The sequence below is a fragment of the Ruegeria sp. K7 genome, assembly GCF_056531785.1.
Genome location: NZ_JBQFMJ010000010.1, coordinates 71,221 through 83,752 on the forward strand (window position 1 = coordinate 71,221; position 12,532 = coordinate 83,752).

The 12,532-nt window shown below is 60.0% G+C and carries 12 protein-coding genes; 10 read left to right on the forward strand and 2 right to left on the reverse strand.

Going from position 1 to position 12,532, the window contains the following annotated elements:
- The first annotated feature begins 41 nt into the window (after positions 1 to 41).
- Both ACR0FE_RS15930 and ACR0FE_RS15935 read left to right on the forward strand, forming a co-directional pair.
- Entirely contained in the window at positions 42 to 917 is an 876-nt protein-coding gene (locus ACR0FE_RS15930; protein WP_480913828.1) for a LysR family transcriptional regulator, read from the forward strand.
- A gap of 120 nt (positions 918 to 1,037) precedes the next feature.
- Positions 1,038 to 2,666, forward strand: coding sequence for a N,N-dimethylformamidase beta subunit family domain-containing protein (locus tag ACR0FE_RS15935; RefSeq protein ID WP_480913830.1), 1,629 nt, complete (start codon positions 1,038 to 1,040; stop codon positions 2,664 to 2,666).
- 30 nt (positions 2,667 to 2,696) lie between these two features.
- Here ACR0FE_RS15935 and ACR0FE_RS15940 read toward each other — a convergent pair whose 3' ends face one another.
- On the reverse strand, positions 2,697 to 3,233 hold the full coding sequence (locus tag ACR0FE_RS15940; RefSeq protein ID WP_480913832.1) for a ZrgA family zinc uptake protein: 537 nt from the start codon (positions 3,231 to 3,233) through the stop codon (positions 2,697 to 2,699).
- Positions 3,234 to 3,476: 243 nt separating this feature from the next.
- On the opposite strand from ACR0FE_RS15940, the gene ACR0FE_RS15945 reads away from it, so the two are divergent.
- Positions 3,477 to 4,748 (forward strand): imelysin family protein, encoded by a 1,272-nt coding sequence (locus ACR0FE_RS15945; RefSeq protein ID WP_480913834.1) that lies wholly within the window; start codon positions 3,477 to 3,479, stop codon positions 4,746 to 4,748.
- 125 nt (positions 4,749 to 4,873) lie between these two features.
- Here the strand turns inward: ACR0FE_RS15945 and ACR0FE_RS15950 are convergent, their stop codons facing one another.
- Positions 4,874 to 5,017, reverse strand: coding sequence for a hypothetical protein (locus tag ACR0FE_RS15950; RefSeq protein WP_480441793.1), 144 nt, complete (start codon positions 5,015 to 5,017; stop codon positions 4,874 to 4,876).
- Here ACR0FE_RS15950 and ACR0FE_RS15955 point away from each other — a divergent pair.
- The 7 genes from ACR0FE_RS15955 (at position 4,967) to ACR0FE_RS15985 (ending at position 12,474) form a co-directional block, all read left to right on the forward strand.
- Positions 4,967 to 5,200 (forward strand): (2Fe-2S)-binding protein, encoded by a 234-nt coding sequence (locus ACR0FE_RS15955; RefSeq protein WP_480441791.1) that lies wholly within the window; start codon positions 4,967 to 4,969, stop codon positions 5,198 to 5,200. The genes ACR0FE_RS15950 and ACR0FE_RS15955 overlap by 51 nt on opposite strands.
- Positions 5,148 to 5,633, forward strand: coding sequence for a bacterioferritin (bfr, locus tag ACR0FE_RS15960; RefSeq protein WP_170806895.1), 486 nt, complete (start codon positions 5,148 to 5,150; stop codon positions 5,631 to 5,633). The genes ACR0FE_RS15955 and bfr overlap by 53 nt, the downstream gene beginning before the upstream one ends.
- Positions 5,593 to 7,140, forward strand: a complete 1,548-nt coding sequence (locus ACR0FE_RS15965) for a di-heme oxidoreductase family protein (protein ID WP_480913836.1) — start codon at positions 5,593 to 5,595, stop codon at positions 7,138 to 7,140. The genes bfr and ACR0FE_RS15965 overlap by 41 nt, the downstream gene beginning before the upstream one ends.
- Before the next feature lie 3 nt (positions 7,141 to 7,143).
- Positions 7,144 to 8,154 carry an imelysin family protein gene (locus ACR0FE_RS15970; protein WP_480913838.1) on the forward strand — a complete coding sequence of 337 codons (1,011 nt, stop codon included), beginning with the start codon at positions 7,144 to 7,146 and terminating at the stop codon, positions 8,152 to 8,154.
- A gap of 5 nt (positions 8,155 to 8,159) precedes the next feature.
- Positions 8,160 to 9,245, forward strand: coding sequence for a DUF1513 domain-containing protein (locus tag ACR0FE_RS15975; protein ID WP_170619730.1), 1,086 nt, complete (start codon positions 8,160 to 8,162; stop codon positions 9,243 to 9,245).
- Between the two features lie 103 nt (positions 9,246 to 9,348).
- Positions 9,349 to 11,238, forward strand: coding sequence for a biosynthetic arginine decarboxylase (gene speA / locus ACR0FE_RS15980; protein ID WP_480913841.1), 1,890 nt, complete (start codon positions 9,349 to 9,351; stop codon positions 11,236 to 11,238).
- A gap of 24 nt (positions 11,239 to 11,262) precedes the next feature.
- Positions 11,263 to 12,474, forward strand: a complete 1,212-nt coding sequence (locus ACR0FE_RS15985) for a saccharopine dehydrogenase family protein (RefSeq protein ID WP_480913843.1) — start codon at positions 11,263 to 11,265, stop codon at positions 12,472 to 12,474.
- The last annotated feature ends 58 nt before the right edge of the window (positions 12,475 to 12,532 follow it).

Here is a 12,532-nt window from a genome sequence, read left to right on the forward strand (position 1 = left end):
TGATGAATGAATATTGTTCCTACAATGAATGATTGTGACGCATGTCCATTCCCCTGCACCAGATCAACGCCTTCGACGCCGCGTCGCGCCACCTTAGCTTTTCCCGTGCAGCCGAGGAGTTGAACGTGCTGCAACCCGCGATCAGCCGCCATATCGCGGCGCTTGAGGCGGAACTGGGGACCCGGCTTTTTGCCCGCACCAAGCCTCGCCTGACCCTGACAGAAGACGGGGTTTTGCTGGCCAAGGCAGTGTCACAAGGATTCGGGGCCATCCGAGGCGGGCTTGACGCGGTGCGAACCCGCGCGCACAAGGACACGATCGTGGTCAGCGCCAGCATCGGTTTCACCAGCCTTTACCTGTTGCCGAGACTGGCCGGGTTTCAGGCGGATCACCCCGACACCAAGCTCCAGATTGTCACCCGGGATCAGAACCCAGACTATGATCCGGCAAAATGTGATGTCGTTATTCTTTTCGGCGAACACGGCATTCCGGGTTGCCCATCGCTGCAAATATTCCCCGAGCGCATGGTGGCCATTTGCCGCCCCGACCTGCTGCACGACGGGCAACCCTATTCCCGCGCGGCATTGGCCGGGCAAAAACTGCTGCATATGTCCGAGTGTGACCATAACGGCGATTGGGGGCGGTATTTCCAGGGAACCGGAAAGAAAGTGCCGCCACCACCCGGCCATGACACCTACCTCAGTTTCATGGTCTATCTGCGTGCCATTCAGAATGGTCTGGGCATCGGCATTGGCTGGAGGCCCTTGATTGACGAGTTTCTGGTCAACGGAACCCTTGCGCTAGCCTGTGACCACGAGCATGAAAGCAAACGCGGCTACTTCTGCTCGGTCACGGCTTTGGGGAAAACAAAAACCGGCGCCCACCTGTTTGAGAACTGGATCGCGCAGGCGGCATGATGCGCGGTCCAGTGCCCCGCCGACAACAGCGTTTTCACTTTTCTGCTTGCAGGTTTCTCGCCATGATCGAACCACCGTGCAGGCACAGCGGATCGCAGCAACCCGATACAGGATAGCCCCATGACCAGATCGGAAAATCCCGGCCCCGCAACAACGCCGCGCACACGCGCCAAGGCCCGGCACATTCTGGATAACTATTATGTCGGACCGGCCGGAGACGGCTCACTTCTGGAAATTTGGGGCTATACGGACCGCATGTCCTATGCGCCGGGCGATCGGGTTGCGTTGCGGGTTTCGACCACTGCCCAAAACTGGACACTGGAAATTGGCCGCGACGGGCAGGATTACGAGCCGCTGCTTCACGAAACCAACCTGCCCAGCATGCACCAAACCACCCCGCCGGACTGTTCGGTGAATGGATGCGACTGGGCAGTCGCCTACGAATTCACCATCCCCGATGACTGGCGCCCGGGCGGATACCTGATCACCTTCAGTGCGGAGCAGGACGGCGACCGGGTCGAAGAGCATCACCTGTTTCTGCTGCGCCGCGCGGCGGATCGCGCGCCCGCCCCTTACGTTCTGGTCTGTGCCACCGGCACTTGGTTGGCCTACAACTGCTGGGGAGGTTCGAACCATTATCAGGGCATCACGGGCCCAGACGGCGACGCGTTTTCGCCCGTGGTTTCGACCCGGCGCCCCTGGACCCGTGGGTTTTGTAAATTGCCCCACGGCGCCCCGCGCGCGGTTCCCGAGACCCCGCATGTGCCCGGTGGAATGGTACGTTACCCCTACATGGAATGGGCCTATTCCTATGGGTACTCCAAGAAATACGCCTCGGCAGGATGGGCCAGTTACGAGCGGCATTTTGCTGTGTGGGCCGAAGCGAACGGTTTTGATCTGGATTTTGCCACTCAGCACGATCTTGATGCTGACCCGGACCTGCTGAACCGCTACAAATGTGCGATTTTCGTGGGTCACGACGAATACTGGTCTGCCCCGATGCGCCACGCCGTGGACCGGTTCACGGAAAACGGCGGCAAGGTGGCGCGGTTTGGCGGAAACTTCCTATGGCAGACCCGGATCCAGGATCAGGGCCGTCAGCAGGTCTGCTACAAGTACAATGCCGATCAGGATCCTCTGGTAGGAACAGACCAGGATAATCTGGTCACATCCGCATGGGAGGTCGCCCCCGCCAACTGGCCCGGCGCACAGACCTTTGGCGCAAACGGACTGGGGGGCGTGTATGCCAGTCTCGGACGTTGCGCGGGTCAGGGCAGCGGCGGTTTCACCGTCTATCGCCCCCGGCACTGGGCGTTTGCAGGTACCCAACTGGGTTACGGCGACCACCTGGGGGCGACCTCACGCATTTTCGGGTACGAGGTGGATGGCGTCGACTACCGGATGGAGGATGGCCTGCCCTTTGCCACCGGAAATGACGGCACCGATCCAGAGGTCGAAATCCTTGCGCTGGGTCTGGCTACAAATGTCGAACCCGACCACGGCGTCTGGGGTGAAACCGTCTACATCGGTAACGATGATGCCACGTTCAAAGCGCAGGCAATCTTTGGAGAGGTCACCGAAGAAACGCTGGACCGTAGCACCCGCGGCAACGGGGTGATCGTGCACTGGCACCGCGGCAAGGGTGAGGTGTTCAACGCCGCCACCTGTGAATGGGTCATGGGGCTGACCCGGCGGGACTGGCAGGTTGAACGGATCACAAGGAACGTACTGACCCGGTTCGGTATCTGAACGTCGCGGACGCCGCGGTTGCTTTGCGTGCTATTGGGTGCAAGCCAAACCGGCAAACGGGTCTGTGCGGGAAACTTCCTTTACCTGACCAACATCGCCGCAAACAACCTGAAGTCGCAGCATCCCGGCGTTCGGAAACCTGTCGAAATACGCGAACTTTACTCGATCAAGCTGCTCTGCGTTCTGGCAAGTGATCCGATAGTCGGCAACAAATTCCATATGCCGTTCGTCACCTGCCTTGTCGCTCTGCCCCTGTGCGACGCTGGTCAGCGTTACATTCGCTGAGGCGTTAAAACAGCCAGCTTCGATCGGAGGTTCAAACAACTCCAGCGGTTTGGACAGGTCCGACACGGCCCGGGCTACCAGCACGCGATCGTCGTTGTTTTCCGCCGGATGTTCGAACCCGACGATGTCCGCTCCGGGCGCGGAAAATGAGAGCTGTATGCTCGTATCGGAGTGGGTAACGATCAGTGTTCCCGTACCGTGGCTATGCTGCTGATCAATAGGGGATTCTTCGGCCAGAACAACGACTGGCATCAGGGAAAATGCGACCATCGCTGCTTTCATAACCAGTGCACCGTTCAAAAAGAATCACTGGCTTTATTGTATTCCGATCCGTCAATCGCGCAATGTCAGCACCCCAACCAGACCTCGCCAGATATGGGTAGGGGGCGCGGTCGGAACATAATTCGTCTATTTCCGACAATAAAACTCAGGTTGACATTCCTGACTAATTAAATCAGCTATAGGCGGAACGGTGCCTGCCACAAGACACCCGAACTATTGTTTCTGACAGGAAAGAAAATCATCATGACCAAACGCTTTGCCGCTGCGGGTACGTTGACACTACTTGCCGCAACTTCAGCAATTGCCGCTGATGCGCCCTCCCGGGCAGACGTTCTGAACACCTATGCCAATATCGCCGAAGCCACGTTTGAAGACAGCCTGATTGCCGCGAAATCCCTGCAAACCGCCGTCGACGCACTGATTGCCGATCCGTCCGACGCCACGCTGAACGCCGCGCGCGCCGCGTGGGTCGCGGCCCGCGTGCCCTATCAGCAGACCGAAGTCTATCGCTTCGGCAACGCCATCGTCGACGACTGGGAAGGCAAGGTGAACGCTTGGCCGCTGGATGAGGGGCTGATCGACTATGTCGACGCCTCCTACGGCGGACCAACCGACGAGAATGAGTTTGCGGTGCTGAACGTCATCGCCAACCCCAGTTTCGATCTGTCTGGCAACACCATCGACGCCGCCGAAATCACGCCCGAATTGCTGAGTGAAACCCTGCACGAAGCAGACGGCATCGAGGCCAACGTCGCGACCGGCTATCACGCCATTGAATTCCTGCTTTGGGGCCAGGATCTGAACGGCCACGGCTCGGGCGCGGGAAACCGTCCTTATACCGACTATGTGCAGGGTGACGATTGCACCGGCGGCAACTGCGATCGTCGCGCACAGTATCTGAGCGCCGCAACCGAACTGCTGGTCAGCGATCTGGAATGGATGGCCGCCCAGTGGCAGTCAGGCGGTGCGGCACGCGCCGCGCTGGCCGAAAGCGACAAGGCCGGTGTCAGCGCCATCCTCACCGGCATGGGCTCGTTGTCCTATGGCGAACAGGCGGGTGAGCGGATGCGCCTTGGCCTGATGCTGAACGACCCCGAGGAGGAGCATGATTGCTTCTCGGACAACACTCACAACAGCCATTACTACGACGGGCTGGGCATTCAGAACGTCTATCTGGGCAGCTATACCCGCATCGACGGCACACCGGTTTCCGGTGCGTCGCTGTCGGACCTGGTACTGGCCACCGACCCGGCGCTGGACGCTGAGATGAAGGTCAAACTGGCAAACACCATGCAAGCGCTGGGTCGTCTGAAATCGACAGGCGAGGCAGGCTTTGCCTACGACCAGATGCTGGAACGCGGTAATGAAGGCGGTGAGGTCCTGATCATGGGCGGTGTGAACGGCCTGATCGACCAGACCAAGACCATTGAGCGTGTCGTGGCCGCGCTGGACCTGGATCTGGTCAGCATCGAAGGCTCGGACAGCCTAGATAACCCAGGTTCGGTGTTCGAATAAGACCTGTCTGGCCGGGCACCCCCTCCCGGCCTGACTGAACCGGAAGCATCTGAACGTGGGTGCTTCCGGATATCCGGATCACCGGGGTTTGATGTGAAAAGCCGCATCCGAACCCCCAACTGACATCAAAGCTCGACCGCAAAAATGGGCACATTACCATGATCATCTGCCACTGCACACATATCTCGGACCACGACATCCGCGCCGCGATCGACTGGATGCGCGCGTCTGACCCGCACACGGTGATCACGCCCGGAAAAATCTACCATGCGCTTGGGAAATCAGCGGATTGTGGCGGATGCATGCCGCTTTTTCTCGACTCGATGCGGTCCTGCGATAATCTGGAAGTCCCCATGCAACTCCGCGCCCTGCGCAGCGGAGCAACACAGGAGAGTGCAGATGAAAGGCGACCCCAAAGTCATCGAATACCTCAACAAATCCCTGCGGCATGAACTGACGGCGGTCAGCCAGTACTGGCTGCACTACCGCCTGCAAGAGGATTGGGGCCTTGGCCATATGGCCAAGAAAAGCCGCGAGGAAAGCATCGAAGAGATGGGCCATGCCGACAAGCTCATCGAACGGATCATCTTCCTGGAAGGGCATCCCAACCTGCAAAAACTCGATCCTCTGAGGATCGGCCAGACCCCGAAGGAAACGCTGGAATGCGACTTGGCGGCGGAACAGGATGCCCGCGCGCTTTATGTCGAAGCCCGGGAATATTGCCGCGAGGCGGGCGATTATGTGTCGATGTCATTGTTCGAGGATTTGATCAGTGATGAAGAAGGCCATATCGACTTCCTCGAAACGCAGCTCGACCTGTATGAAAGGATCGGCGAAGCCAATTATGCTCAGCTCAACGCGTCGAAAATGGACGAAGTGGACTAAACTCTGTCTTTTGTCGGTGGTCACGTGCGTGGCCACCCCCTCCCTGTCCGCCGAACTGTGTGACATTCATCTGAACTTCCAGCCCAGAACCGAGGAAGAGCGCAACCGGATCTCCGCCGTCACGGCGTTGCCCGATGATTTTAGCGCGCCGCAACGGTTCGAGGACCTGCCCGCCGGGGCGGCCACCGTGCGGGCGCGCCAGGACGCCGATGCCTTTTCACAACCCTCGGGCAATCTGAGCTTCGAGCAGGATCTGGATTTCCGAGTCGGCAACGGGCTGTTCAGAAAGATTTGGGTCTCGTCCCCCGCATCTACATTGGCCTCGGACGGTCTGGGCCCGCTTTACAACGCCCGATCCTGTCAGCGATGCCACATCAAGGACGGGCGCGGCCATACGCCCAACGGCCCGGACGACAGCGCGATATCGATGTTCCTGCGCGTGTCTGTTCCCGGTGGCCCCGACGACGGGTATTCCGAGATCGAGGACTACATCGCCACCCGACCCGAACCGAATTACGGCGGCCAGATGCAGGACCTGGCCTTGCCCGGCCATCCGGCCGAATACCGGCTGGATATCGCATATGAGGATGTCCTCGTTGAACTGTCGGAAGGCGAAACTGCCATCCTGCGCCGCCCGACCTACAGCGCAACAGATCTGGGATACGGCCCGTTGCACCCGGGCGCGATGCTCAGCCCACGCGTGGCGCCACAGATGATCGGATTGGGGTTGCTTGAAGCCATCCCGGTCGACGATCTGCTGGCCAACGCCGATCCCGAAGATATGGATGGCGACGGAATTTCCGGACGCCCGAACATCGTCTGGTCAGCGGAATTTGGTGAACCCATGTTGGGCCGGTTTGGCCATAAGGCCGGAATGCCGACGATAATGGAACAATCCGCCGCCGCCTTTGCCGGTGACATCGGCATTTCCAGCCCGCTCTACCCGGCCCCGCACGGCGATTGCACTGACCGCCAGACTGCTTGCGTTGCGGCCCCCCATGGCGATCAGGACATTCGGGAATTCGAAATTGACCAGCAGGGCATGGACCTGGTTGCATTCTACAGCCAGAACCTTGGCGTTCCGGCCCGACGCGATGTTGATGATCCGCAAGTGCTGCGCGGGAAAGAGGTGTTCTACACCTCCGGCTGTGTTTCCTGCCATACGCCCGCCTTCGTCACGCACCGCATGGACAACCGGCCTGAACACAGCTTTCAGTTGATCTGGCCGTATTCCGACCTGCTGCTGCACGACATGGGCGAGGGGCTTGCAGACAACCGCCCCGAAGCCCGCGCCGATGGCCGGGAATGGCGCACCGCACCGCTGTGGGGCATTGGCTTCACCGAACAGGTGTCCGGCCATACCCAGTTTTTGCATGACGGGCGCGCCCGGTCGCTGCTTGAAGCCATCCTGTGGCATGGGGGTGAGGCGCAGGCGGCGCGGGACAGTGTTGTTTCGATGCCAAAAGCCGACCGCAATGCCCTTGTGCGTTTTCTCGAAAGTCTCTGACTCATGCGAATTCTCACCTTACTGGCTGCCCTCATACTGCCAATAGCTGTCCACGCTCAGGATCGTCAGGCTGTACTCGCGGACACGGTGCAATCCCACATCCTGCCGCGTTTTGCGCAGCTTGCGGACGCGTCCGGCACACTGAAAGCATCGTCGCAGGCGGATTGCTCAACGGACGCCCCCGATCTGCATGCGGCTTATCACGATGCCTTCGACGCATGGATTTCTGCCAGCCACCTGCGCTTTGGCCCATCGGAAACCGATGACCGCGCCTTTGCCCTGGCGTTCTGGCCCGACAGCAAGGGTTTCACGCCCAAGGCACTGTCAGTGCTGATCGCCCGGGAAGATGATGCGGTCTATTCCGCCGAAGGGTTCGCGGAAACATCCATCGCTGGGCGCGGTTTCTTTGCTTTGGAGCAGGTTCTGTTCGACCCGCAACTGTCCGTGGCAGGCGCGGATAACTATCGCTGCGCGCTGGTTCGGGCCATCGCGACAGATATCGAACGGAATGCGCGGGCTATCGACAACGACTGGCAGTCCTATGCCGGCAAAATGGCTCGACCCGGACCCGACGGCCCCTACCGGTCCGATGATGAAGCGATGCAGGAACTGTTCAAAGCCCTGATCACCGGTCTGGAGTTTACCGCCGACACCCGCCTTGGCCGCCCTATGGGAACGCATGACCGCCCCCGCCCCAACCGGGCCGAGGCACGCCGGTCCGAACGATCCCTGCACCATGTAGAATTGTCGCTGATCGCCTTGCACGATCTTGCCACTCATCTGTCGACTGGTCATCCCGGGATTGCCGATGATCTGGACGCCACCTTTGCAAGAGCCATAAGCCGGGCACAATCACTGGACGATCCGGCCTTTGCGGGTGTCGCCGATCCACAGGGACGCATCCGGGTCGAAGCGCTGCAACAGTCGATCAACGACATCCGCGCTATTGCCTCTACCGAACTCGGCCCGACCCTTGGCATCAGCGCCGGGTTCAACTCACTGGACGGAGACTGATCCGCATGACCACCCGCCGCCGCTTTCTGGCCGGTCTGACCGCCGCCGGTCTTGCCCCCATGAAAGGGTGGGCGTCGGTGGGCGGCCCGGACTATCTGGCTGCGGCGTTATTCCCGGATGCTACGTACCGCCTGGCCGGGTTGGATGTGAACGGAACCATCCTGTTTTCCCTGCCATTGCCCGCCCGGGGCCACGCCGCCGCCGCGCATCCACACTTGCCGCAGGCGGTGGCCTTTGCCCGCCGTCCCGGTACCTTTGCCGCGGTGATTGATTGCGCCACTGGGGTGCAAATCGCCGGGTTGCAGGCCCCAAAAGGGCGCCATTTCTATGGCCACGGTACCTATTCGCGAGATGGAACAAGGCTGTACACGACCGAAAACGACTATGACGCTGGCGCGGGCATCATCGGCATCTGGAACGGCCAAGATTACACTCGGATCGGAGAGATTTCCTCGGGCGGTATCGGCCCGCACGACTTGCGCCTGATGCCGGATGGCGTTTCTTTGGTCGTCGCCAATGGCGGGATCGAGACCCATCCCGACACGGGCCGCACCAAGCTGAACCTGCCGGTGATGCAACCCAACCTGACCTATCTTGACCTGTCCGGCGACATTCTGGAGACGGTGGAACTGCCGCGCGCGATGCACAAGAGCTCGACCCGTCATCTGGCGGTGCGCCGGGATGGACTTGTTGCCTTTGCCATGCAATGGCAGGGCGACGCGACCGCTCACCCGCCGTTATTGGGCCTGCATCACCGTGGTCAGGCGCCCAGGCTTTTGGCGGCACCCGACACCGATCAAGCCACGCTTCAAGGCTACGCAGGAAGTATCGCGTTTTCTGCCAATGGCGAAACCGTCGCGATCACCTGCCCGCGCGGCAACGCGTTGCATCAGTTCAATGTCGCAGACGGGCGACTGGCCAGCATCCACCAGCTTGACGATGTATGCGGGTTAAGCGCAGGGCCCAAGGGGTATGTCTTTACCACCGGCACCGGAGTGATCGGCAGCCTGAGCGGCATCAGCGCCAACAATTTGGCCCAACTGGACTGCCAATGGGACAACCACCTGATCCCTGTCCGGGCGTTTGGCTGAACCTCGGCATTTTCCATCGCATAGATTACACTTGGACGAATCAAACTGCTGCCGTATTGGCGGGCGCAAAACCGGCACTCCAGACGTACAAGGACTGACTTGATTGAAACATACGCCCAACGCACCGCATTCCATCTACGGGGTTGAGAAATGGGGCAAAGGCCTCATCGAGGTGACGAAGCAGGGCGAGATCGGTCTGCGCAATCCCATGGCGCCAGAGGCTGCGGCAATCAGCCTGCCCGGCATCCTGAGCGACCTTGAGGAACGCGGCATCAGGGCCCCGATGCTTTTGCGTATCAGTTCCTATCTGGAAAACGAGATCGCTCATATCAATGAAAGCTTCCGCGATGCGATTGCCCGTACCGGCTACAAGGGGCACTATCGCGGTGTCTTCCCGATCAAGGTGAACCAGCAGGCGCAGGTCGTGGACCGGATCGTCGAGTTCGGGAAGAAGTACAATTACGGCCTGGAAGCCGGATCGAAACCCGAACTGGTGATCGCGCTTGCCCATCGTCTGGCCAGCGAAGCACTGATCGTGTGCAACGGCGTCAAGGATGCCGAGTTCATCCAACTGGCAATCCTCAGCCGCAAGATCGGCTTTAACACGGTCATCGTGCTGGAAAGCCCGAAAGAGGCCGACACGGTGATCGAGGTCTATAACGATCTGGGCATCGAGCCCCTGATCGGTGTCCGGGTCAAATTGACCAACCAGATCATCGGCAAATGGGAAGAAAGCTCGGGCGACCGGTCCGCCTTTGGCATGAACACCGATCAGCTGGTCGCTACTGTCGACAAACTGAAAGCGGCCGGTCTGCTGCATTGCCTGAAGCTGCAGCACTCGCATCTCGGATCTCAGGTGCAGGACGTCAACGACGTGCGCCGCGCCGTGGGCGAGGCCTGCCGCTATTACACCGAGCTGACGCGCGAAGGCGTGCCGCTGACCCATCTGGACCTCGGCGGCGGCATGGGTGTGGACTATACCGGCGAAAAGAAAGCCGCCGAGAACTCGATCAACTACACGGTCGAGGAATACTGCGCCAATGTCGTCGAAACCGTGGCCTACGCGATGGATGAGGCCGAAGTGGCCCACCCGACTCTGGTCACCGAAAGCGGTCGCGCTGTGGTGGCAACCTCGTCGATGCTGCTGTTCAACGTGCTGGAAAGCACACTCTACGATGCGCCCAACGGGCCCGAGGTGGAACCCGATGATCACCATATGGTTTCGGACCTGGCCGCTGTGTCCAGTTACCTCAGCAGCGACCGGTTGCAGGAATGCTGGAACGACGCCACCTTCTATCGCAATGAACTGCGTGCCCTGTTCCGGCGCGGCTATGTCGACCTGCGCCAGATGGCCCGGGCCGAGCGCATTTACCTGTCGCTGATGACCCGCCTCAAGGCGCTTGCGGCCAGCGACGATCTGGAAACCGATGTGGACGACCAGCTTGAAAAAGTGGCCGATATCTACCACTGCAACTTCTCGCTGTTTCAATCCCTGCCCGATGTCTGGGCCATCGACCAGTTGCACCCGATCGTCCCGCTGCAGGGTCTGAACGAAACACCCGACCGCCGCGCGGTCCTGTCCGACATCACCTGCGACAGCGACGGCAAGATCGACCGCTTCATCCTGGCCGATGGTGTCTCTCCCAGCCTGCCGGTGCATTCGCTGCCCGAATACGGCGAATACTTCATGGGCGTCTTCTTTGTCGGCGCCTATCAGGAAACGCTGGGCGACCTGCATAACCTGTTTGGTGATACCAACGTCGTCACCATCGACCTGCGCGCCGACGGAGGCTTCGACCTGCTGCACGAGCAGGAAGGCGACACCATCTCCGAAGTTCTGTCCTATGTCGAGTTTGACCCCGGCGATTGTGTCGCTGCCTTCCGCAAAATGGTGGACGAGGCGATCTCGACCGGTACTCTGAAAGCCAAGGACCGCAAAACCCTGATGAGCGCCTACCGCGACTCGATCAACGGCTACACCTATTACGAATAACCCCCTGTGAGAGGAGAAAACCCCATGGGCAAAACACTGGTTGTCGGCGCAGGCGGCGTCTCCCACGCCGCCGTGCACAAGATGGCGATGAATTCGGACATCTTCACCGAGATCACTCTGGCCAGCCGCACGAAATCGAAATGCGACGCCATCGCCAAATCGGTGAAAGAGCGTGTGGGCGTTGATATCGCCACCGCAGAACTGGACGCCTACAAGGTCGAAGACACGGTCAAGCTGATCAAGGAGACCGGCGCGGAAATCCTCGTGAACCTCGCCCTGCCCTATCAGGATCTGGTTCTTATGGATGCATGTCTTGAGGCCGGTATCCATTACCTCGACACCGCGAACTACGAGCCCGAGGATGAGGCCAAGTTCGAATATCACTGGCAGTGGGCTTATCAGGAGCGGTTCAAAGAGGCTGGCCTGACCGCCATCCTCGGCTCGGGTTTCGATCCGGGTGTGACCAGTGTGTTCGCCAAATGGCTCAAGAAACACAAGCTGGACACCATTCGTCAGATCGACGTTCTGGACGCCAATGGCGGCTCGAACGATCAGGAATTCGCCACCAACTTCAACCCGGAGATTAACCTTCGCGAAGTATTGGCCGAAGTGCGCCACTGGGAAGGTGGCGAGTGGAAGCACTCCCCCGCCATGACCCATAAGGTCGAGTTTGACTTCCCCGCCATCGGCCCCAAAAACATGTACCTGATGTATCACGAGGAACTGGAGTCGCTGTCGACCCACTTCCCCGAGATTGAGCGCGCCCGCTTCTGGATGACCTTCGGTGACGCCTATATCACCCACGCCAAAGTGCTGGAAAACGTCGGCATGACCCGTATCGACCCGGTGATGCACGACGGCAAGGAAATCATCCCGATCCAGTTCCTGAAAACCCTGCTGCCCGATCCTGGCGATCTGGGCGCGGAAACCAAGGGCAAAGCCTGCATCGGCGACATCGCCACGGGTCAGGCCAAGGATGGCTCGGGCGAGAAGACCTATTACATCTACAACATCTGCGACCACGAAGAATGCTACCGCGAGGTTGGCAGCCAGGCCGTCAGCTACACCACCGGCGTCCCCGCCATGATCGGCGCGGCACAGGTGCTGAAAGGGAACTGGACTGAGCCGGGCGTCTGGAACATGGAGCAACTCGACCCGGATGATTTCATGGACATGCTGAACGACCATGGCCTGCCGTGGCAGGTTCACGAACTCGACGGTCCCGTCGAATTCTGATCTGGTCTTCATCTTTTCCCAAATACTCCGGGGGTCCGGGGGCAGGGCCCCCGGCCTC